The 21,620-nt window shown below is 71.7% G+C and carries 22 protein-coding genes; 14 read left to right on the forward strand and 8 right to left on the reverse strand.

The window, feature by feature from the left end:
• Positions 1 to 13 precede the first annotated feature (13 nt).
• From DEJ50_RS20215 to DEJ50_RS20240, 6 genes are all read left to right on the forward strand, one after another.
• A complete protein-coding gene (locus DEJ50_RS20215) occupies positions 14 to 1,678 on the forward strand; it encodes an ABC transporter ATP-binding protein (RefSeq protein WP_223838138.1) in 1,665 nt (554 codons plus the stop codon).
• A complete protein-coding gene (locus DEJ50_RS20220; RefSeq protein WP_150209363.1) occupies positions 1,675 to 2,790 on the forward strand; it encodes an ABC transporter permease in 1,116 nt (371 codons plus the stop codon). The genes DEJ50_RS20215 and DEJ50_RS20220 overlap by 4 nt, the downstream gene beginning before the upstream one ends.
• A complete protein-coding gene (locus tag DEJ50_RS20225; RefSeq protein WP_150209364.1) occupies positions 2,787 to 4,043 on the forward strand; it encodes an ABC transporter permease in 1,257 nt (418 codons plus the stop codon). The genes DEJ50_RS20220 and DEJ50_RS20225 overlap by 4 nt, the downstream gene beginning before the upstream one ends.
• On the forward strand, positions 4,040 to 4,438 hold the full coding sequence (locus DEJ50_RS20230; protein ID WP_150209365.1) for a cytidine deaminase: 399 nt from the start codon (positions 4,040 to 4,042) through the stop codon (positions 4,436 to 4,438). The genes DEJ50_RS20225 and DEJ50_RS20230 overlap by 4 nt, the downstream gene beginning before the upstream one ends.
• Positions 4,439 to 4,545: 107 nt before the next feature.
• Complete coding sequence (locus DEJ50_RS20235; RefSeq protein ID WP_150209366.1) at positions 4,546 to 5,823, forward strand: thymidine phosphorylase; 1,278 nt, start codon at positions 4,546 to 4,548, stop codon at positions 5,821 to 5,823.
• Positions 5,824 to 5,948: 125 nt separating this feature from the next.
• A complete protein-coding gene (locus DEJ50_RS20240) occupies positions 5,949 to 6,281 on the forward strand; it encodes an STAS domain-containing protein (protein ID WP_223837836.1) in 333 nt (110 codons plus the stop codon).
• Here the strand turns inward: DEJ50_RS20240 and DEJ50_RS20245 are convergent.
• The 3 genes from DEJ50_RS20245 to DEJ50_RS20255 all read right to left on the reverse strand — a co-directional run bounded on the left by DEJ50_RS20245 (position 6,192) and on the right by DEJ50_RS20255 (position 9,420).
• Positions 6,192 to 7,175, reverse strand: coding sequence for a sigma-70 family RNA polymerase sigma factor (locus DEJ50_RS20245; RefSeq protein ID WP_150209368.1), 984 nt, complete (start codon positions 7,173 to 7,175; stop codon positions 6,192 to 6,194). The genes DEJ50_RS20240 and DEJ50_RS20245 overlap by 90 nt on opposite strands.
• Before the next feature lie 79 nt (positions 7,176 to 7,254).
• Positions 7,255 to 7,959 carry a L,D-transpeptidase family protein gene (locus DEJ50_RS20250; protein ID WP_150209369.1) on the reverse strand — a complete coding sequence of 235 codons (705 nt, stop codon included), beginning with the start codon at positions 7,957 to 7,959 and terminating at the stop codon, positions 7,255 to 7,257.
• A gap of 117 nt (positions 7,960 to 8,076) precedes the next feature.
• Positions 8,077 to 9,420: an MFS transporter gene (locus DEJ50_RS20255; RefSeq protein ID WP_150209370.1), complete on the reverse strand. Its 1,344-nt coding sequence runs from the start codon at positions 9,418 to 9,420 to the stop codon at positions 8,077 to 8,079.
• A 99-nt stretch (positions 9,421 to 9,519) separates the two neighbouring features.
• Here DEJ50_RS20255 and DEJ50_RS20260 point away from each other — a divergent pair, with 99 nt between their 5' ends.
• Positions 9,520 to 10,446 (forward strand): LysR family transcriptional regulator, encoded by a 927-nt coding sequence (locus DEJ50_RS20260; RefSeq protein ID WP_150209371.1) that lies wholly within the window; start codon positions 9,520 to 9,522, stop codon positions 10,444 to 10,446.
• Positions 10,447 to 10,877: 431 nt separating this feature from the next.
• Positions 10,878 to 12,383 carry a CehA/McbA family metallohydrolase gene (locus DEJ50_RS34005; protein ID WP_223837837.1) on the forward strand — a complete coding sequence of 502 codons (1,506 nt, stop codon included), beginning with the start codon at positions 10,878 to 10,880 and terminating at the stop codon, positions 12,381 to 12,383.
• Here DEJ50_RS34005 and DEJ50_RS20270 read toward each other — a convergent pair.
• Entirely contained in the window at positions 12,334 to 13,071 is a 738-nt protein-coding gene (locus DEJ50_RS20270) for a carbonic anhydrase (protein ID WP_223837838.1), read from the reverse strand. The genes DEJ50_RS34005 and DEJ50_RS20270 overlap by 50 nt on opposite strands.
• 120 nt (positions 13,072 to 13,191) lie before the next feature.
• Entirely contained in the window at positions 13,192 to 13,917 is a 726-nt protein-coding gene (locus DEJ50_RS20275; protein WP_150209373.1) for an alpha/beta hydrolase, read from the reverse strand.
• Between the two features lie 113 nt (positions 13,918 to 14,030).
• Between DEJ50_RS20275 and DEJ50_RS20280 the strand changes: the two genes are divergently transcribed.
• The 3 genes from DEJ50_RS20280 (at position 14,031) to DEJ50_RS20290 (ending at position 16,455) form a co-directional block, all read left to right on the forward strand.
• Complete coding sequence (locus DEJ50_RS20280; RefSeq protein ID WP_150209374.1) at positions 14,031 to 15,179, forward strand: adenosine deaminase; 1,149 nt, start codon at positions 14,031 to 14,033, stop codon at positions 15,177 to 15,179.
• 140 nt (positions 15,180 to 15,319) lie between these two features.
• Positions 15,320 to 15,586, forward strand: a complete 267-nt coding sequence (locus DEJ50_RS20285; RefSeq protein WP_150209375.1) for a hypothetical protein — start codon at positions 15,320 to 15,322, stop codon at positions 15,584 to 15,586.
• 122 nt (positions 15,587 to 15,708) lie between these two features.
• Positions 15,709 to 16,455, forward strand: a complete 747-nt coding sequence (locus DEJ50_RS20290; RefSeq protein ID WP_150209376.1) for a hypothetical protein — start codon at positions 15,709 to 15,711, stop codon at positions 16,453 to 16,455.
• A gap of 1 nt (position 16,456) precedes the next feature.
• Here the strand turns inward: DEJ50_RS20290 and DEJ50_RS20295 are convergent, their stop codons facing one another.
• The 3 genes from DEJ50_RS20295 to DEJ50_RS20305 are packed head-to-tail and all read right to left on the reverse strand — an operon-like array spanning position 16,457 to position 18,039.
• Positions 16,457 to 16,657, reverse strand: a complete 201-nt coding sequence (locus DEJ50_RS20295) for a PspC domain-containing protein (RefSeq protein WP_150209377.1) — start codon at positions 16,655 to 16,657, stop codon at positions 16,457 to 16,459.
• A gap of 53 nt (positions 16,658 to 16,710) precedes the next feature.
• Positions 16,711 to 17,343 carry a VanZ family protein gene (locus DEJ50_RS20300; RefSeq protein WP_150209378.1) on the reverse strand — a complete coding sequence of 211 codons (633 nt, stop codon included), beginning with the start codon at positions 17,341 to 17,343 and terminating at the stop codon, positions 16,711 to 16,713.
• A gap of 60 nt (positions 17,344 to 17,403) precedes the next feature.
• Positions 17,404 to 18,039 carry a PH domain-containing protein gene (locus DEJ50_RS20305; protein WP_150209379.1) on the reverse strand — a complete coding sequence of 212 codons (636 nt, stop codon included), beginning with the start codon at positions 18,037 to 18,039 and terminating at the stop codon, positions 17,404 to 17,406.
• A 121-nt stretch (positions 18,040 to 18,160) separates the two neighbouring features.
• On the opposite strand from DEJ50_RS20305, the gene deoC reads away from it, so the two are divergent.
• The 3 genes from deoC to DEJ50_RS20320 are packed head-to-tail and all read left to right on the forward strand — an operon-like array spanning position 18,161 to position 21,457.
• Positions 18,161 to 19,123, forward strand: a complete 963-nt coding sequence (gene deoC, locus DEJ50_RS20310; protein WP_150212245.1) for a deoxyribose-phosphate aldolase — start codon at positions 18,161 to 18,163, stop codon at positions 19,121 to 19,123.
• 5 nt (positions 19,124 to 19,128) lie between these two features.
• Positions 19,129 to 20,565: an aldehyde dehydrogenase family protein gene (locus tag DEJ50_RS20315; RefSeq protein WP_150209380.1), complete on the forward strand. Its 1,437-nt coding sequence runs from the start codon at positions 19,129 to 19,131 to the stop codon at positions 20,563 to 20,565.
• Positions 20,558 to 21,457 (forward strand): aldehyde dehydrogenase family protein, encoded by a 900-nt coding sequence (locus tag DEJ50_RS20320; protein WP_150209381.1) that lies wholly within the window; start codon positions 20,558 to 20,560, stop codon positions 21,455 to 21,457. The genes DEJ50_RS20315 and DEJ50_RS20320 overlap by 8 nt, the downstream gene beginning before the upstream one ends.
• The last annotated feature ends 163 nt before the right edge of the window (positions 21,458 to 21,620 follow it).

Here is a 21,620-nt window from a genome sequence, read left to right on the forward strand (position 1 = left end):
AGGAGAGTGCGTCATCAACGCGTCCAGCCCGCCCCCCGCCGTAGAACTGCACGGCATTACGAAGCGCTTCCCCGGCGTCGTCGCCAACAAGGACATCGCCATCACCGTTCGCAAGGGCACCGTGCACGCCCTGATCGGTGAGAACGGTGCCGGCAAGTCGACCCTGATGAAGATCCTCTACGGCATGCAGAAGCCGGACGAGGGCACCATCGCCATCGACGGGGAGCACGTCTCCTTCAACAGCCCCGGTGAGGCCATCGCCCGCGGCATCGGCATGGTGCACCAGCACTTCATGCTCGCCGACAACCTCACCGTCCTGGAGAACGTGGTTCTCGGCGGCGAGAAGCTCTACGGCATCGGCTCCAAGGCCCGCGCGAAGATCATGGAGATCTCGGACGCGTACGGCCTCGGTGTCCGCCCGGACGCCCTCGTCGAAGACCTCGGCGTCGCCGACCGGCAGCGCGTGGAGATCCTCAAGGTCCTCTACCGCGGCGCTCGCATCCTCATCCTCGACGAGCCGACCGCCGTGCTCGTGCCGCAGGAGGTGGACGCGCTCTTCGACAACCTGCGCGAGCTCAAGGCCGAAGGCCTCACCGTCATCTTCATCTCGCACAAGCTGGGCGAGGTCCTGAAGGTCGCGGACGACATCACCGTCATCCGCCGCGGCACCACCGTCGGCACCGCCGACCCGAAGACCGCCACCACCAAGCAGCTCGCCGAGCTGATGGTCGGCAGTGAACTCCCCACCCCGGAGACCCGCGAGTCGACGGTGACGGACGTCGCCATGCTGACCGTCCGCAACCTGGTCCTCGCCGAGTCCGGCACGATCACCATGCCCGAGAGCATGGCCCCGCCGGAGCTGTCGACGGGCGACGAGAACCTCCACGAGCCCGCCCTGGCCGGCCGGTTGCTCCTCGACAACGTCAGCTTCACCATCCACAAGGGCGAGGTCCTCGGCATCGCCGGTGTCGAGGGCAACGGCCAGACCGAGCTGATCGAGGCCCTGATGGGCATGAACACCCCCGACGGTGGCGTGATCATGCTGGACGGCGAGGACATCACCAAGGCCCCGGTCCGCAAGCGCCGTGTCGACGGCATCGGCTACATCCCCGAGGACCGGCACCGGCACGGCCTGCTGCTGGAGTCCCCGCTGTGGGAGAACCGCATCCTCGGCCATGTCACCGAGGCGCCCAACTCCAAGCGCGGCATCCTCGACCCGAAGGCCGCCCGCAAGGACACCGAGCGGATCGTGCGCGAGTACGACGTCCGGACGCCCGGTATCGACGTCACCGCGGCCTCGCTCTCCGGCGGCAACCAGCAGAAGCTGATCGTCGGCCGCGAGATGAGCCACAACCCCAAGTTCCTGATCGCCGCCCACCCCACCCGTGGTGTGGACGTCGGCGCGCAGGCGCAGATTTGGGACGCGATCCGCGAGGCCCGCCGCGAGGGTCTGGCCGTTCTGCTGATCTCCGCTGACCTGGACGAGCTGATCGGCCTGTCCGACACGCTCCGGGTCATGTACCGCGGCCGGCTGGTCGCGGACGCCGATCCGGCGACCATCACCCCCGAACAGCTGGGCACCGCCATGACGGGCGCAGCCTCCGGGCACCTGGAAGCTAACGAAAGCTCCGTTGAAAACGCTGTCGACGGCGATGCGACGGAGGACGAGGCCCGATGAAGAAATTCGACAAGGACCGGCTGCTCCTCGGCATCGCCGGGCCCGCGCTGGCCCTGGTCAGCGCCTTCCTGCTGACCATGCTGGTGCTGGCCGCGACGGGTGTGAACCCGATCGAGCCGCTCCGGATCATGGTGGAGAACGCCGGCTACGAGGACATCCAGGTCCTCATCGTGAACCAGGCCGGCACGTACTACCTGGCGGCGCTGGCGGTGGCCATCGGCTTCCGGATGAACCTCTTCAACATCGGCGTCGACGGCCAGTACCGGCTCGCCGCGATGGTCTCCGCCGTGGTCGGCGCGGCCGTCACGCTGCCCGGCCCGCTGCACATCCTGCTCATCGTGGCCGTCGCCATGCTGACCGGCGCCTTCTGGGCCGGTATCGCGGGTGTGCTGAAGGCCAAGCGCGGGGTGAGCGAGGTCGTCTCCACGATCATGCTCAACGCCATCGCCACCAGCCTGATCGCCTGGCTGATCCTGCCGAAGAACCTCGGCGTCCAGCCGCCCGGCTCCAACGACCTGACCACCGGCGACATCGCCGAGTCCGGCTGGTTCCCGGCCGTGGACATGGGTGACAGCGGTCAGATCTACGGCTTCACCTTCGTCGCCTTCGCGCTCGGCATCGTCTACTGGTTCGTCCTCAACCGGACCCGGTTCGGCTTCGACCTGCGCGCCACCGGCGCCAGCGAGTCCGCCGCCCAGGCCTCCGGCGTGGACGCCAAGAGGATGATCCTCACCTCGATGCTGATCTCGGGCGCCGTCGCGGGCCTGGCCGGCATGCCGATCCTGCTCGGCGAGAGCCACACGTACAGCCTGAACTTCCCGCTCGGCGTCGGCTTCACCGGCATCACCATCGCGCTCCTGGGCCGCAACAGCCCGGTGGGCATCTTCTTCGCCGCCCTGCTGATCGCGTTCATCGACAAGGCGTCCGCCGGCCTGGACACGGCCGGCTACGCCAAGGAGATCGGCACGATCATGAAGGGCCTGATCGTGATCGCGGTGGTCGTCTCGTACGAGCTCGTACGCCGCTACGGGATCCGCCGACAGCAGCAGAAGGTCGGCGAGGAACTGGCCGCAGGCCACGCCATCAAGACCGACAAGGAGGTCGCGGCGTGAGCACCAAAACCGTTTCCGCGACGAGCGCCGCGCCCAAGAGCGGACGCCGCAAACTCACTCTGCCCTGGATCCTGCTGATCATCGCGGCCGGCATCGTGCTGGTCTCCCTGGTCCGCACCGTCTCCGGCGCGGAGGACCTGACCTCCATCGGCCAGATCTCCGGTGCCCTGGAGCTGGCCATCCCGATCGGCCTGGCCGGTCTCGGCGGCCTGTGGGCCGAGCGTGCGGGCGTGGTCAACATCGGCCTCGAGGGCATGATGATCCTCGGCACCTGGTTCGGCGCCTGGGCCGGCTACCAGTGGGGTCCGTGGACCGGTGTCCTGGTGGGCATCCTCGGCGGTGCCCTCGGCGGCCTGCTGCACGCGATCATCACGGTGACCTTCAACGTCAACCACATCGTCTCCGGTGTGGCGGTGAACATCCTGGCGCTGGGCTTCACCCAGTACCTGTCGAACTTCACCTTCGCCGAGGCCGCGGGCGGTTCCTCCAAGCAGTCCCCGCGCATCGAGGGGATCAAGGAGATCACCCTGCCCGGTGCCGACTGGCTGGCGGACATCCAGGAGAAGCACTGGTTCCTGGTGTCCGACCTGGCCGGCATCATCGGCGGCCTGGTCACCGAGCTGTCGCTGCTGACCGTCGTGGCGCTGCTGCTGATCCCCGGCACCTGGTGGGTGCTGTGGCGGACCGCCTTCGGCCTGCGGCTGCGGTCCTGCGGTGAGAACCCCGTCGCCGCCGAGTCCCTCGGCGTCAACGTCTACAAGTACAAGTACATCGCCGTGATCGTCTCCGGCGGTCTGGCCGGTCTCGGCGGCGCCTTCCTGGCGATCGTCTCCACCGGCATCTACCAGGAGGGCCAGACCGGCGGTCGCGGCTACATCGGTCTCGCCGCGATGATCTTCGGTAACTGGATGCCCGGCGGCATGGCCCTGGGTGCCGGCCTGTTCGGCTTCACCGACAGCCTCAAGCTGCGCGGCGGCGCCGAGAACGTGCTCGCCATGGTGCTGCTGATCGCGATCCTGCTGGCGCTGTTCGCCGGCTGGCAGCTGTACAAGAAGAAGTACCTGCAGGCGGGCATCTCGGCGGTCTGCGCGGCCGTGCTGTTCCTCGGCTACCTGCTGATCGACGAGATCCCCAGCCAGTTCGTGGACGCGGCCCCGTACGTCACCACCCTGCTGGTGCTCGCGCTCTCCGCGCAGCGCCTGCGGATGCCCAAGGCGGACGGCATGCCGTACCAAAAGGGCCAGGGCAAGTGACCACGGCGACCACTCCCGACTGGGACGCCCTGCGGGAGGCCGCCCGGGACGCCATGTCCCGGGCGTACGCCCCCTACTCGGGCTTCCCGGTCGGGGTCGCCGCCCTGGTCGACGACGGCCGGGTGGTGACCGGCTGCAACGTCGAGAACGCCAGCTACGGACTCGGCCTGTGCGCCGAGTGCGGCCTGGTGTCCGCCCTGCAGGCCTCGGGCGGCGGCCGGCTGATGTACTTCACCTGCGTCGACGGCAAGGGCGACGTCCTCGTCCCGTGCGGCCGGTGCCGTCAGCTGCTGTTCGAGTTCGGCGGCCCCGAGCTCCAGGTGGACACCCCGGAGGGCATCCTGCCGCTCTCCGCGATGCTCCCGCAGGCCTTCGGCCCGGACCATCTCCGCTAGGTCCTCCTCCGCGGCCCCCGCACCCCGTCCGGTGCGGGGGCCGCACCCGTCTCTCTCTCAACGCGCGTAGAGTCGCGCTCGTACCGAACATGTCCGGAAGGAATGCCATGGACGTCATTTCCGTCATCCGCACCAAGCGTGACCGCGGTGAGCTGAGCCCCGAGCAGATCGACTGGGTCATCGACGCGTACACCCGCGGTGTGGTGGCCGACGAGCAGATGTCCGCCCTGGCGATGGCCATCCTGCTGAACGGCATGAACCGCGCCGAGATCGCCCGCTGGACCGCCGCCATGATCGCGTCCGGCGAGCGGATGGACTTCTCCTCCCTCTCCCGTCCGACCGCCGACAAGCACTCCACCGGCGGCGTCGGCGACAAGATCACCCTGCCGCTGGCCCCGCTGGTCGCGGCCTGCGGTGCGGCCGTGCCGCAGCTGTCCGGGCGCGGCCTCGGCCACACCGGCGGCACCCTGGACAAGCTGGAGTCCATCCCCGGCTGGCGGGCCCTGCTCTCCAACGAGGAGATGCTGAACGTCCTGGACACCACCGGCGCGGTCATCTGCGCCGCCGGCGACGGTCTGGCCCCGGCCGACAAGAAGCTCTACGCCCTCCGCGACGTGACGGGCACGGTCGAGGCCATCCCGCTGATCGCCTCCTCGATCATGTCCAAGAAGATCGCCGAGGGCACCGGCTCCCTGGTCCTGGACGTGAAGGTCGGCTCCGGCGCCTTCATGAAGAACATCGAGGACGCCCGCGAGCTGGCCCGCACCATGGTGGGCCTGGGCACCGACTCCGGCGTCAAGACCGTCGCCCTGCTGACCGACATGTCCACCCCGCTCGGCCTCACCGCGGGCAACGCCCTGGAGGTCCGCGAGTCGGTCGAGGTGCTGGCCGGCGGTGGCCCGGCCGACGTGGTCGAGCTGACCATCGCGCTGGCCAGGGAGATGCTGGACGCGGCGGGCGTCAAGGACGCCGACCCGGCGAAGGCGCTGGCCGACGGCTCGGCGATGGACGTGTGGCGCCGCATGATCGCCGCGCAGGGCGGCGACCCGGACGCGAAGCTCCCGGTCGCGCGCGAGCAGCACGTGGTCACCGCCTCCGCCTCGGGCGTGCTGACCCGCCTGGACGCGTACGGGGTCGGCGTCGCCGCCTGGCGCCTCGGCGCGGGCCGCGCCCGCAAGGAGGACCCGGTGCAGGCGGGCGCGGGCATCGAGCTCCACGCGAAGCCGGGCGACTCCGTCGTCGCCGGCCAGCCGCTGATGACCCTGCACACGGACACCCCGGAGAAGTTCGAGTACGCGCTCGCCTCCCTGGAGGGCGTCTACGACGTCGCCGCGGCGGGCACCGACTTCACGGCTGCGCCGATCGTGCTGGACCGCATCGCCTGACCCGAGGCTTCCCCTTCGGGTGAACGGGACCGGTGGACCCCCGCCGGTCCCGTTTCGGCTTCCCGCGTCCGTTCGCGTACGCCGGCCCGCCGATGAGTTTCCCCGCTCCCGGGGGTCATCAGCGTGTGGAGATCAGAATCCTGGCCCTGGAGGGGCCCGAAGTCGACCCCGTCGAGCTGTGCGCGCGCGTCAGGGCGATCTGCCGGGACGGGCCCGGTGAAGTGGTGTGCGATGCCACCGCCCTCACCGCGCCCACCCTCGGCGCCGTCAACGCCGTGGCCCGGGCCGCGCTCACCGCGCGACGGCTCGGCGTGCCCTTCCGGGTGCGCGCCTCGCCCGCCCTGCACGCCCTGCTGGACCTCGTAGGGCTAGGCCAGCCGCTCCGGGAGCCCGAACAGCGGGAACCACCTGGCCGTGTCCAGGAAGGCGTTGAGCCCGACGATCCGGCCGTCGGCTGAGATCTCCAGGACCTGGAGCGCCCACGGGGTGTGCCCCACGCCGTCCTCCGCCGGCCGGTACTGCCCGAAGGCCGGCAGGCCGTTCGCCGTGGTCGGGATCAGGCGGGACCCCTTGCAGCCGATGCCCTGGTTCAGGTGCCAGGCCGCGATGTCGGCCGGGCCCTGGAGCCACAGGTCGAACGGCGGCATGGACAGCACCGCGTCCTCGTGCAGCAGCGCGGTCAGCGAGGTGATGTCATACGCCTCGAAGGCCGTCAGATAGCGCCGGAGCAGCTCGGCCTGGTCCGCGTCCAGCGGGTCCGCCGGCCGGCCCTCCCGCGGCGGGTGCGCGGCCATCGTGGCCCGCGCCCGCTGCAGCGCGCTGTTCACCGAGGCCACCGTGGTGTCCAGCAGCTCCGCGGTCTCGTCCGCCTTCCAGGCCAGCACCTCCCGCAGGATCAGCACGGCCCGCTGCTTCGCCGGCAGGTGCTGGAGCGCCGCCACGAACGCCAGCCGCACGGACTCCTTCGCCAGGGCCGCCTCCGCCGGGTCCGCGGTCTGCGGCAGCACCCGCCCGTCCGGCACCGGCTCCAGCCAGGTCACCTCCGGCCGCTCGTTGAGCACGGCGGAGGCCTGGGCCTGCGGGGCGGTCAGGTCCATCGGGCGGGCCCGCTTGTTCCCCGCGTTCAGCAGGTCCAGGCAGACGTTGGTGGCGATCCGGTAGAGCCAGGACCGCAGGGAGGAACGCCCCTCGAACTTCTCGAAGCTGCGCCATGCGCGGATGTACGTGTCCTGGACCGCGTCCTCCGCGTCGAAGGAGGAGCCGAGCATCCGGTAGCAGTATCCGGTCAGCTCGACCCGGTACCGCTCCATCGCCTCGTCCAGGCCCGGTTCCGTCGTTGCGAGGTCACTCATGTCCGCCGTCCCCCTCGGGTGGTTCCCGTCACTTCGGAACCTACCCGAGGGCACTGACAACGGCAGCCGGAAGACGGGATCAGGTGCCGGGCTTGCGGCCGTAGACGAAGACGTCCTCGCCCTTGGTGAGGAGGTTCCAGTACGCCTTGGCGTGGGTGGGGGTCATGTTCACGCAGCCGCCGGAGCCGGGCGGGTTCCACATGCTCTTCGTCGTCGAGTGGAAGGCGATGCCGCCGTCGAAGAACTGCGAGTACGGCATCGACACGTTGTAGATCGTCGACCAGTGGTTGATGCTGCGGTAGTAGATCTTCTTGAGGCCGGTGCGGGTCTCGGTGCCGTCCTTGCCGGTGCGGACCGCCACCGGGCCGTAGACCAGCCTGCTGCCGTCCTGGATCCAGCTCAGCTGGCGGGTCAGGTCGACGCAGGCGATGCGGCCCTTGTTGGTCGGGCAGGCCCCGGCCTTGTTGGGGTTGGTGCCCGCCGCCCGCTGGGCGAGCATCGTGTTCATGGTCCGCCAGGTCAGCGGTCCTGCGTAGCCCTGGGTGGGCGTGATGCCGTGCTTGGCCTGGAACGCCTTGATCGCGTTGCAGTCCGCGGCGGACTGCCTGCCGTCCACCGGCCGCCCGAGGAACTGTTCCACCTGCCGCTGGTACGGGCCGGTGGTGAGATTGCAGGACGCGGCCTGCGCGGTGCCGCCCCCCAGTACCACCAGCGGTGCCGCCAGGGCCAGTGCCCCGCCGACGACCGCCACTCGGGTGCGCAGTGTTCTGCCTATCGTGATCACGCCGGCCTCCCGCCCTCGTGCTGCTTCGCCTGTCGGCCCAGGGACGCACGGAGGCCCGGGCGCGGTTGCGCCCGGGCCGCCGTACATCGCTTCATACGGAAGGCGTACGAGTCACTGCTACGCCGAGGCGAGCCGGCGCTCCGCCCGCGCCACCCGGGAGCCGTAGAGGGTGATGCCGACGACGCCCAGTACGGCGGCCAGGGCGAGCGCGGCCGTGGCCGGCCAGCCGCCGGAGTGCCAGGCCAGTGCGCCGAGGGTGCCGCCCGCGCTGGAGCCCAGGTAGTACGCGGACTGGTAGAGCGCCGAGGCCTGCGCGCGGCCGGTCTTCGCGGTCCGGCTCACCGAGGAGGAGGCCACCGCGTGCCCGGCGAAGAAGCCCGCGGTGATCAGGACCAGGCCGGCCAGGATCACGGCCAGCGAGTCCGACAGGGAGGCGAGCAGTCCGAGCGCGGTGGTGGTGACGGCGAGGTAGAGGGCGCCGCGCCGGCCGAGCCGGGCCACCAGCTGTCCGGCCGCCGCCGAGGCGGCCGTACCCACCAGGTAGATCAGGAAGACGGAGCCGACCACGCCCTGGCCGAGCGAGAAGGGCTCCTCGACCAGCCGGTAGCCGATCACCGTGTAGACCGCGCCGAAGACGGTCATGAACAGGGCGCCGATCCCGTACAGCCGGAGCAGCAACGGGTCCCGCAGGTGCGCGGCGACGGTACGGCCCACCGACCGCGGGTTCAGCGAGGCCGGGCGGAAGAACCGGGCCCGGGGGAGCAGCGCCAGGAAGACCAGGGCGCAGCCCAGCGACATCAGGCCGACGGCCAGCAGCCCGGCGCGCCAGCCCCAGAGGTCGGCCGCCCACCCGGTGACCACGCGACCGCTCATGCCGCCGATGGAATTGCCCGCCACGAACAGGCCGATGGCCGAGACCAGCGCCTTGGGCTTGACCTCCTCCGCGAGGTAGGCCATCGCGGAGGCCGGGATGCCGGCGATCGCCGCGCCCTGCACCATCCGCAGCACGATCAGCCACTCCAGGCTGGGTGCGAACGGCACCAGCAGGCCGACCGCCACGGCCACCGCCATCGACCAGGTCATCATCCGGGTCCGCCCGAACCGCTCGGACAGGGCGCTGAGCGGCAGCACGAACAGCGCGAGCGCGCCGGTCGCCGCCGACACCGTCCAGCTGGCCTGGCCGGCCGTCACGCCGAAACCGGCGGATACGGCGGGCAGCAGGGCCTGCGTGGAGTAGAGGAGGGCGAAGGTGGCCAGTCCGGCGGCGAAGAGCGCGAAGCTCATCCGGCGGTAGCCGGGGGCGCCGGGGGCGAGGGGCTCCTGCGGTGCAAGGGGCTCGTGCGGTGCAAGGGGCTCGTGCGGTGCAAGGGGCTCGTGCGGCTCGGGGTGCGCGGCGGTCTCGTGGGACGGCGAGGCAGAGGCGACCACCGTGGTGGACGCCCCGGTATGAGCGGGAGACATACCTCGACGGTAGGACCGATTCCCTTCATGCGTCCAATGCATGGAATCATCGAAATCGATCCACTCCAGCATCAGCACAGCTCACTGAGGTGCCTGTCCATGAGCCGTTACGAAGAAGACACGAATGTGACACGTCTGCTGGCCCCTCGCCTCAGCTGGTTCGTCACGGTCGCCCGGCACGAGCACGTCACCCGGGCCGCCCATGAGCTGGGCATTCCGCAGTCCACCCTGTCCCGGGCCGTCGTCCGGCTCGAACAGGACCTGGGAGTCGCGCTGTTCGCCCGGATCGGCCGGACCGTGGCCCTCACCACCGCCGGCCGGACCTTCCTCGCCTCCGCCGAGCGGGCACTGGCCGAGATCGGCCGGGCCGCCGAATCCGTCCAGGCGGACGCCGACCCGGCCGGCGGCAAGGTCGCCTTCGGCTTCCTGCACACCCTGGGCTCGGAAACGGTCCCCGAACTGATCCGGGCCTTCCGGGTGGACCATCCCGGGGTCCGGTTCTCCCTCGTCCAGAACTACGGCGAGGCCATGCTGGAGCGGCTGCGCGGCGGGGAGCTCGACCTGTGCCTGACCTCGCCGGTGCCGGACGCGCCCGACCTGGTCACCCGCCGCCTGGACGAGCAGCGGCTGCGGCTGGTGGTGCCGGAGGACCACCGGCTCGCGGTCCGCAAGCGGATCCGGCTGGCGGAGGCCGCCGACGAAACCTTTGTCACCCTCGAACCCGGCTACGGGCTGCGCCGGATCACCGACGACCTGTGCGCCGAGGCGGGGTTCGCCCCGCGGGTGGCCTTCGAGGGCGAGGAGGCCGAGACCCTGCGGGGGCTGGTCGCCGCCGGTCTGGGGGTGGCGCTGCTGCCGCCGCCCGCGGTGGCCCGCCCGGGCGTGGTCGAACTGACCGTCACCGCCCCGCGCGCGGTCCGGGAGATCGGCGTCGCCTGGCTGGACGGCCATCCGGATACCCCGCCGGTGGCGGCGTTCAAGCGGTTCCTGCTGTCCCGCCGGGGGCGGCTGATCCCCGAACTGTGAGCCACCCGGCCCGGGCCGGCCGGGCGCACGCCCGGTACGGAGCCGGGGCCCGGCTCTGCTGCGCCCGGGCCGGCCGGGGATGCGGAGTCGGCCCGCAGGCCCCGGCCCCGGGGCGGGGCCGGCTCCCGCTTCCGGCGTGTCGCCGCGGTTGCGGCCCGGTGCCGCGCCGGGCGGCTCCCCCCGAAGGTACGTGCCCCGCAGCCCGTCGCCGGGCGCCCAGGCCGACGGGGGTGCGGGCCTGGGGTCCGGGGCCCGGATGCGGCGGGGCGCCAACGGGGCCGGGGCGGGGCGGAGTCGGGCCGCACGGCTGGGCCGGCCGCGGCGCCGCTTCGTGCTCGCAGCGCGCTCTGCACCGCTCGGTCACGCGTGCGGTGGCGGCGGTCCATATCTGATTCACCGTCATGCCACGTGCCGCTGCCAGCCTGTGGCGCATGGCCCTCAGCAGGCGCGACCTCCTGTCCACGGCTGCGGCGGCCCCGCTGGCGGCCGGCCCGCCCGGCCCGGACTCCGGTGCTTCCGGGCGCACCGAGACCCGCACCCTGCGCGGCACCATCCCGTCCGGCGCCCCGGACTTCGTCTACCTGCCCCTCGACATCCCACCCGGCGTACGCGAGTTACGCATCTCCTACCGCTACGAGAAGCCGCCGGTGCCGCCGGGTACCGCCGGCAACGCCCTGGACATCGGCATCTTCGACCAGCGCGGCACCGCCCTCGGCGGACGCGGCTTCCGCGGCTGGTCGGGCGGCGCCCGCAGCGAGTTCTTCCTGCGCGCGGACGAGGCCACGCCCGGCTATCTGCCCGGGCCCCTCACCCCCGGCCGCTGGCACCTCGCCCTCGGTCCGTACACGATCGCCCCGGACGGCCTCCCGTACGAGATCACCTGGACCCTGGAGTACGGGGAGCCCGGCCCGGCCGCCACCCCCTCCTACCCGCCGCTGCGCGCCCGCGGCCGGGGCCGCGCCTGGTACCGGGGCGACTGCCACGTCCACTCCGTGCACTCCGACGGGCGCCGCACCCCCGCCGAGATCGCCGAGCTCGCCCGGGCGGCCGGACTGGACTTCATCAACTCCGCCGAGCACAACACCACCTCCGCGCACGCCGCCTGGGGCGCCTCGGCCGGCCCCGGCCTGCTGGTCCTCACGGGCGAGGAGGTCACCACCCGCACCGGCCACGTGCTGGCCGTCGGCACCGACCCCGGCACCTTCGTCGACTGGCGCTACCGGGCCCGGGACAACCGGTTCGGCCGGTTCGCGCGGACCGTCCGCGACGCCGGCGGCCTGGTCGTACCGGCCCACCCGCACGCCACCTGCCTCGGGTGCAGCTGGAAGTTCGGCTTCGCCGACGCGGACGCCGTCGAGGTCTGGAACGGCCCCTACACCCCCGACGACGAGGTCTCCCTCGCCGCCTGGGACGCCCTGCTACGAGGCGGCGGCAGCGGCAGCAGAGGTGACCGGCCGCTGCCCGCGCTCGCCGGCAGCGACTACCACCGCGACCCGGACCGGATCGGCAGCCCGCAGACGGTGGTCCTGGCCGAGGACCTGACCCGGGACGCGATCCTGGCGGGCCTGCGTGCCGGCCGCGCCTACGCCGCCGAGTCCGCGGCCGTCTCCCTCTCCTTCACCGCCGTGACCCCGCGCGGCGGGCACGCCGGCATCGGCGAGCGCCTGGCGTGCCCGCCGGACACCGAGGTCCTGGTACGCCTGGCGGTCACCGGCGCGCCCGGCTGCGAGCTGCGGCTGGTCACCGACCAGGGCGTGGTCCACACGGTGCCGGCCCCGGCCGCCGGAGCGCTGGAGTGGCGCACCACCCCGGCCCGCTCGGCCTATGTCCGGGCCGAGGTCCGCCACCCCGCCGTGGCCCCGCCCCTGCCGGGCGCCCTGGCGGCCTTCACCAACCCGATCCGGCTGGGCCCGCCGGATGGACGCGCTGATCGGTGAGTTCGTAGCGGGCGCCGACCACGGACAGCCGGCCGGTGGCGATCCGGGCCGCCAGCTCGGGCTCCGCCGCCAGCAGGGACCGTACCCGCAGCACGTTCGCGTCGATGGCCGCCTCCACCCGGGCGGCCCCCCGGAGCCGGTGGTCGATGGCCGGGCGGATCTGGTCGACCAGGTACTGCATGTGGGCGGGCAGCCGGGTGCCGCCCTCGTCCGCGTCGACGGCAGCCGCGACGGCACCGCAGGACTGGTGCCCGAGGACCACGATCAGCGGAATGCCCAGCTCCAGAACCCCGTACGCGATGCTGCCCAGCACCGCCTCGTCCAGCGCCTCGCCCGCCGACCGCACCGTCAGCAGATCGCCGAGGCCCTGGTCGAAGACCAGCTCCGGGGGGACCCGGGAGTCGACGCAGCCGAGGACCACCGCGAACGGGTGCTGCCCGCCGACCAGCGCCCGGCGCACCGTACGGGCCTCGTCCGGATGCCGCTCGTGCAGCAGCCGCCAGCGGCGGTTGCCCGCCGCGAGTTCCCGCAGCGCGGCTTCCGGGGTGGTGGGCCGCTTCTTCAGGATGGCCGTCCCGGCCCGGGCCGAGGGGGCGTGGGACCCGGCCGCCAGCCCGGCGACCAGCCCCGCCGCACCGGTGAGTACCGCTCGTACCAGCCCGCGCCGCCGTTCCGCATCCACCGTCATACACCGGAAAGCTAGGCACATCCGGCCCCCGAGGACACCACCCCCACCGGCGGCCCGCCCGTCCTTGGCGAATTCTCGGCCATCCGGCCCACCCGCCGGGCAGCTGCCGGCCGGTCCTGCTCAGCCCCGCAGGGAGCGGCCGAAACCGGAGGCCAGGGGCATCCGCAGGCCCAGCGGCGGCGGTGCCGCCAGGGCATCCGTGACCGGGCGGGACCACCGGCTGCCCAGCACCGCCCCGAGTACGAAGTCCACGCCCAGTGCGACCACTTCGGCCCGGTGCTCGCGCAGCGCATGGCCGTCCGAGTGGACCTCGAACCGGCAGGTCGAACGATTCGCCTTCTTGGCCCGGGCCGCCAGCCGGAAGGACAGCTCCGGATCCGTACGGTCGTCATTGGTGCCGTGCACGATCAGCACCTGCCGTCCGGCCAGCTGCTTCACCGGTTCCGGTGATCCGTCCGGCGCCGCCTCCGGCAGACAAGGGGCGATCGCCAGCACCGAGTTGACCGACGGATGGCCCGCGCCGCGGAGCGCGGTCAGACCGCCGGCCCCGTAGCCGGCCAGGCAGACCGGGACGTCGCCGTAGCGGCGCACCACCTCGTCCGCCGCCCCGCCGGTCCCGCCGGCGCTGCCGTCCGCGCCCTGTACCAGGTGGGTGACCAGGCCCGCGGTGCCGCCCGCCCGGGCCAGGGCCCGCGCCAGCGGGCGTACCGGCCCGGGGGATAAGGGGGACATTCCTGGGCGGCCCGGGAACAGGAGCACCACGCCGCTGACCGCCCCGCCGGAGCCATCCGCGCCGCCCGCCCGCCCCAGGCGTGCCCCGCGGTCCGGCTTCGCATGCTGTGCCATGGCGGAACAGTCTCAGACCCCGAGGTGTATGCCACCCGTCCGCACGGTCACTGTTACGTATCGACGGCCCGGATCGCACTGGTGCTCTACGCGCGTAGGAGTAGAGTGCGCAGATGACGAGCGAGACCCCCAACCTGCCCACTCCGGACCAGATCCGCCGCTCCCCGAAGGTGCTGCTGCACGACCACCTCGACGGCGGTCTGCGTCCCGGGACCATCATCGAGCTGGCCGCGGCGGCCGGTTACGAGAGCCTCCCCGAGACCGATGCCGACAAGCTGGGCATCTGGTTCCGCGAAGCCGCCGACTCCGGATCCCTGCCGCGCTACCTGGAGACGTTCGCGCACACCTGCGCCGTCATGCAGACCAAGGAGGCCCTCTTCCGGGTCGCCGCCGAGTGCGCCGAGGACCTGGCCGAGGACGGCGTCGTGTACGCCGAGATCCGCTACGCCCCCGAGCAGCACCTGGAAGCCGGCCTGACCCTCGAAGAGGTCGTCGAGGCGGTCAACGACGGCTTCCGCGAGGGTGAGCGGCGCGCCAAGGCCAACGGCCACCGCATCCGGGTCGGCGCCCTGCTGACCGCGATGCGCCACGCGGCCCGTGCCCTGGAGATCGCGGAGCTCGCCAACCGCTACCGCGACCACGGCGTGGTCGGCTTCGACATCGCCGGTGCCGAGGCCGGGTTCCCTCCCACCCGCCACCTCGACGCCTTCGAGTACCTCAAGCGCGAGAACAACCACTTCACCATCCACGCGGGCGAGGCCTTCGGCCTGCCCTCGATCTGGCAGGCCCTGCAGTGGTGCGGCGCCGACCGGCTCGGCCACGGTGTGAAGATCATCGATGACATCGAGGTCGCCGCCGACGGCTCGGTCACGCTGGGCCGGCTGGCCTCGTACGTCCGGGACAAGCGCATCCCGCTGGAGATGTGCCCCACCTCGAACCTGCAGACGGGCGCCGCAGCCTCCTACGCCGAGCACCCGATCGGCCTGCTGCGCAAGCTGCACTTCCGGCTGACGGTCAACACCGACAACCGTCTGATGAGCGGCACCAGCATGAGCCGCGAGTTCGAGCACCTGGTCGACACCTTCGGCTACACGCTCGACGACATGCAGTGGTTCACCGTCAATGCGATGAAGTCCGCGTTCATTCCTTTCGATGAACGACTGGCGATGATCAACGACGTGATCAAGCCCGGCTATGCGGAGCTGAAGTCCGAGTGGCTGTTCCGGCAGACCGTCTCCACCAGCGGTTCCGTCTCGGCCTAGGTCAGAGCATCACCATGTGAAAGCGCCCGGGAGTGGCATATCCCGGGCGCTTTCTCATATCAAAGGATGTTTGCGGGGCGGGGTTTGAACTGGCTAGTTTGCGGAGCCGCTCAAATTCCCTGTCGCAAGGACGATCCTTCATGAAGCAGTCAGCTGCCAAGACCCTCGGTGTCGCCGTCCTCGGTGCTGCCTTCGCCGCTTCCGCCGCCGGTGCCGCCTCGGCCTCTGCCCTGCCCCAGCTGGGCGCCACCGACGCGCTGGGCGTGGTGACCAACACCGCCGAGTCGCTCACCCACAAGCAGGCCGGCCAGGAGGGTCAGGCGACCGACGCCGCCGCGCCGCTCAACTCGCTGACCGGCTCCCTGGGCGGGCTTCCCCTCGCCGGACAGCTTCCGCTCGGCGGCTGATTCGCGACTCGCACGTCCGCACGGTGGGCGTACGGCTGTTCGCGCAGCTGCGCGTCCCACCGTGCCGTGTGCCACGATCACCCCCAACCACCGCTCTCCACACGGGGTATGAGGTCTCGGTCATGCGTGTGAAGTCATCCGCGGCGAGTGCCGCCGTGCTGCCCGTTCTGCTTCCCGTACTGCTGCTCGGAGCCGTCGGCTGCAGCGGCGACCCGGACAGCGGCCCGGCCGCGGACAAGAGCCCCGACCCCAAGGGATCCGCCGCCGCGGGGGCCCCCGGCGCGCCCCCGGCCGCCCGTACCCCGCTGGAGAGGGCCGCCCTGACCCAGGGCGATCTCGCCGGGTACCAGGTCTCCGCGCAGGGCAAGAACCCGAACGCCCCCGACGGTCAGCCGCAGTCCGACAAGAAGGCCTGCCAGCCGCTCGCCGACATCATGGGCGACAAGCCCGACCCGGCGGCCGAGGAGACCGTGAACCGGGGCATCGGCTCACAGAAGCAGCTCGGGCTGGCCGTCTCCGCCTCGCTCAGCGCGTACTCCGAGGCGGACGCCAAGCGGCTGATGGGGCGGCTCCGGGACGCCGTGGCCGCCTGCGGGGGCGGCTTCACCGCCACGGTGGAGAAGCAGTCCGGCAGCTACAGCCAGGTCAAGTCGGTCGCGTACAAGACGGGCGGCGACGAGAGCGTCAGCTGGACCACCGTCGCCGCGGCCGAGGGCGTCTCGGCGCAGGTCCACCTGGTGGTGGTCCGCGAGGGGGCGACCGTCGTACGGCTCATGGGGCTCAATGTGGCCGGTGCCAAGACCGCCGTCGAAGTCCCGCACGAGGTCGTGGACAAGCAGCTCGAAAAGGTCGGGCAGCACATCGGCTGAATCACCAGGCGGTGGACGCCGACTTCTCGTTCGGCAGCAGCACCCACAGGGCCAGGTAGATCAGGAACTGCGGGCCGGGCAGCAGGCACGAGACGACGAATATGAGACGCATGGTGTTCGCGGACATTCCGAAGCGTCGCGCGAGACCGGCACAGACTCCGCCGATCCACCGTCCGTCACGGGGGCGGGCAAGGGCGCTCATGGTTTCTCCTTCTTGAGGTGCCGCTGTACGGCTTCACCGCTTTCTGCGGTACCTCAATACTCCCGCGGCACCGCCGACAGAACGTCGGTCCACGGTGCCGGCCCGACCCTGGGAATTCTCGGGGTCCGGCCCTGAGAAACCTGAGAAACCTGCGCCTTTTCCGCCCGGGACTCCCGGGACTCCCGGGATTCCTGCGCTTCCCGGACCGAACGGGTCCGCCGCAGCCGCGCCCGCCCGGCCGGCACCACGGCCAGGTGCGCGAGCACCACCCCCGTCGTGTTCAGCAGCACCGAGTCCACGTTCACCACCTGGCCTGGCACCGCCGTCTGCAGCAGTTCGATCACCAGGGAGATCAGCGCGCCCGCGGCGGCGGTCCGGGTCAGCGAGGACCAGGCGGCCAGCGGCGAGGGCGCGAGCCGGCCGCTGACCAGCGGCAGCAGCACCCCGAGCGGGGCCAGCAGAGCCAGCGAGGAGCCGATCCGCCGGGCCGCCTCCAGCACCCCGTACGCCAGATCGTCCCGGATCCCGGCCAGCGGGGTCAGATTGGGCGCGGCGGCCCATGGCACGTCCAGGGGCCGCAGCGTCAGCCAGCCGACGAGCACCAGATGGGCGGCCAGGAGTACGCCGCCGAGCACCCGGAGCCGGAGTGGTATGGCGGCACTGCCGCCGGCCTCATGACGCTGCACACCTGCAAGGACGCGGCCCGCAGTGGCCGCGGTTCCGCCCGGCGGGCCGCCCGGCCGCCCCTAACGGGTGAGGAGCAGCACAATCAGCAGCACCGCGCCCGCCACCGCCGGCGCGATGATCTCGTAGGCCCAGCGCACGCTCACCGGCCCCTGCGCGCCCTCCCGCTTCGCACCCCGCTCGGCGAGCTCGCGCAGCTCGTCCACGTGCTGGTCGGCCTGCGCGCGCGGGTTCTCGGTCCCCAGCACCGCGGGGTCGGTCTCGCCCCGGCGGCTCAGCGCCTCCCGGCGGGCGATCTGCCGGTTGGCCTTCTTGCGGTCCCGCAGCGAGACCGGGATGGCCCACAGCTGGTACTTCGCGTCCTCGGTCAGCACCTCGGCGGAGTACCCGGACCGGAGGTCGGCCACCGCCCCCCAGGGCAGCTCGATGCTGCGGAAGGGATTGCGCACCCGCAGCCGGTCGGCGCCCGCGAACACCGCGGGCCGCAGGGTGAAGGCCACCGTCAGCGGCATCGTGAGCAGCGCCCCGGCAACCCCGTACCAGGGGGCGTTCCCCTTGCCCCGCACGATGGCGTCCCCGCACAGCCAGACCAGCAGGGCGAGCAGCAGCACCCCGCCGACGATGGCCATCGGGGAGCGGTACACACGGTCCTGGTACACCGGCTCGTCGGAGGGGGACGCGGGGGAGGGGCTCGTCATGCCGCCGATTCTGCCGTACGCCTCCGGGGCGGGCTCGCGCGGATGCGACGTACGCCGCACAGATGTGCACCCGAGGGGGGTGACAGGTTGCTACGCGCGTAGATATGCTCATCTGGTGACCATGCCCACCACCCTCACCGCATTCGCTGACGTGACGACGTCCGACAGTGCGCTGCGCCGCTTCCTGCATGGGTTGCCCGGCGTGGACGCCGTCGGCCTGGAGGCCCGCGCGGCCGGCCTCGGTACGCGTTCGATCAAGACCACGGCCAAGGCGTACGCCATCGACCTGGCCATTTCGATGATCGACCTGACCACGCTGGAAGGCGCGGACACCCCGGGCAAGGTCCGGGCGCTCGCCGCCAAGGCCGTTCATCCCGACCCGACCGACCGCACCACCCCGATGACCGCCGCCGTGTGCGTCTACCCGGACATGGTGGCCACCGCGAAGGCGGCCCTGAACGGCGCCGACGTCAAGGTCGCCTCCGTGGCCACCGCCTTCCCGGCGGGCCGGGCGGCCCTGCCCGTGAAGCTGGCCGACACCCGGGACGCCGTCGCCGCCGGCGCCGACGAGATCGACATGGTCATCGACCGTGGCGCCTTCCTCGCCGGCCGCTACCTGGAGACGTACGAGCTGATCAAGGCCGTGAAGGAGGCGTGCGTCCGCGAGGACGGCACCGCCGCCCGGCTGAAGGTCATCTTCGAGACCGGCGAGCTGTCGACCTACGACAACATCCGCCGCGCCTCCTGGATCGGCATGCTCGCGGGCGCCGACTTCATCAAGACCTCCACCGGCAAGGTCGGGGTCAACGCCACTCCCGCCAACACCCTGCTGATGCTCGAAGCCGTCCGCGACTTCAAGGCGCAGACTGGAATCCAGATCGGTGTGAAGCCGGCGGGCGGCATCCGGACCACCAAGGACGCGATCAAGTTCCTGGTCCTGGTCAACGAGACCGCGGGCGAGGACTGGCTGACCAACGAATGGTTCCGGTTCGGCGCCTCCAGCCTGCTGAACGACCTGCTCATGCAGCGCCAGAAGCTCGCCACCGGCCGCTACTCCGGTCCCGACTACGTGACGGTGGACTGATCACCATGGCATCTCTTTTCGAGTACGCACCGGCTCCCGAGTCGCGCTCCGTCGTCGACATCGCGCCCTCCTACGGCCTCTTCATCGACGGTGAGTTCACCGACGCGGCCGACGGCAAGGTCTTCAAGACCGTCAGCCCCTCCAGCGAGGAGGTGCTGGCCGAGGTCGCCCAGGCCGGCGCCGCCGATGTCGACCGCGCGGTAAAGGCCGCCCGCAAGGCCTTCTCCGGCTGGTCCGCGCTGCCCGGGTCCGAGCGCGCCAAGTACCTCTTCCGGATCGCCCGGATCATCCAGGAGCGCAGCCGCGAGCTGGCCGTCCTGGAGACCCTGGACAACGGAAAGCCGATCAAGGAGACCCGCGACGCGGACCTCCCGCTGGTCGCCGCGCACTTCTTCTACTACGCCGGCTGGGCCGACAAGCTCGACCACGCCGGCTACGGCCCGAACCCGCGCCCGCTGGGTGTGGCCGGCCAGGTCATCCCGTGGAACTTCCCGCTGCTGATGCTGGCGTGGAAGATCGCCCCGGCGCTCGCCGCCGGCAACACGGTCGTTCTGAAGCCCGCCGAGACCACCCCGCTGTCGGCGCTGTTCTTCGCGGACATCTGCCGCCAGGCCGGTCTGCCCAAGGGTGTCGTCAACATCCTTCCCGGCTACGGGGACACCGGCGCGGCCCTGGTCGAGCACCCGGACGTCAACAAGGTCGCCTTCACCGGCTCCACCGCGGTCGGCAAGGCCATCGCCCGCCAGGTCGCCGGCACCGACAAGAAGGTCACCCTGGAGCTGGGCGGCAAGGGCGCCAACATCGTCTTCGACGACGCCCCCATCGACCAGGCCGTCGAGGGCATCGTCGGCGGCATCTTCTTCAACCAGGGCCAGGTCTGCTGCGCGGGCTCCCGCCTGCTGGTCCAGGAGTCGATCCACGACGAGCTGCTGGACTCGCTCAAGCGCCGTCTGAGCACCCTGCGGCTGGGCGACCCGCTGGACAAGAACACCGACATCGGTGCGATCAACTCCGCCGAGCAGCTGGCCCGGATCACCGCGCTCGCCGAGCAGGGCGAGGCCGAGGGCGCCGAGCGCTGGTCCCCGGCCTGTGAGATCCCGTCCGCCGGCTACTGGTTCGCCCCGACGCTCTTCACGAACGTCACCCAGGCGCACACCATCGCCCGCGACGAGATCTTCGGCCCGGTGCTGTCCGTGCTGACCTTCCGTACCCCGGACGAGGCCGTGGCCAAGGCCAACAACAGCCAGTACGGCCTGTCCGCCGGCATCTGGACGGAGAAGGGCTCGCGCATCCTCGCGGTCGCGGGCAAGCTCCGCGCGGGTGTGGTGTGGGCCAACACGTTCAACAAGTTCGACCCGACCTCGCCCTTCGGCGGCTACAAGGAGTCGGGCTTCGGCCGCGAGGGCGGCCGTCACGGTCTGGAGGCCTACCTCGATGTCTGAGAAGTCCGAGCAGCGTCTGAGCGTCTTCAAGACCTACAAGCTGTACGTGGGGGGCAAGTTCCCGCGTTCGGAGAGCGGCCGGGTGTACGAGGTGACTGACGCCAAGGGCAAGTGGCTGGCCAACGCTCCCCTGTCCTCCCGCAAGGACGCCCGTGACGCGGTCGTCGCGGCCCGCAAGGCCTTCGGCGGCTGGTCGGGCGCCACCGCGTACAACCGCGGCCAGATCCTCTACCGCATCGCCGAGATGCTGGAGGGGCGCCGGGACCAGTTCGTCCGCGAGGTCGGCGAGGCCGAGGGCCTGTCGAAGTCGAAGGCGGCGGCGGTCGTGGACGCGGCCATCGACCGCTGGGTCTGGTACGCGGGCTGGACCGACAAGATCGCCCAGATCGTGGGCGGGGCCAACCCGGTCGCGGGGCCGTACTTCAACCTCTCCACCCCGGAGCCGACCGGTGTCGTCACCGTCGTGGCCCCGCAGGAGTCGTCCTTCCTGGGCCTGGTCTCGGTGATCGCCCCGGTGATCGCGACCGGCAACACGGTGGTCGTCATCGCCTCGGAGAAGTCCCCGCTCCCGGCCCTCTCCCTGGGCGAGGTGCTGGCCACCTCGGACCTGCCCGGCGGCGTGGTCAACATCCTGTCCGGCAAGGCCGGCGAGATGGCTCCGCACCTGGCGTCCCACCAGGACGTCAACGCGATCGACCTGGCCGGCGCGGATGCGGCCCTCGCCAAGGAGCTGGAGGTCGCGGCTGCCGACAACCTCAAGCGCGTCCTGCGTCCACAGCCTGTGGACGACTGGACCGCCGACCCGGGCACGCACCGCATGACGGCGTTCCTGGAAACCAAGACCGTGTGGCACCCCACGGGTTCCCTCGGCGCGTCGGGCTCGGCCTACTAGGCCGTCCAGGCCCGCACGCACACAGGACCGGCCCCGGCAGCGAACCCCCGCGCTGCCGGGGCTGCCCCCTGGGCTCGGTTCGCCTCCGGGGCCGCTGCTGTCGGCTCCAGGAGGACGTGCGTCCTCAGAAACGCTCGTTCTCCCCCAGGCTTCGCCCGGGGGG

It is taken from the genome of Streptomyces venezuelae, from assembly GCF_008642295.1.
Classification (GTDB): Bacteria; Actinomycetota; Actinomycetes; order Streptomycetales; family Streptomycetaceae; genus Streptomyces; species Streptomyces venezuelae_C.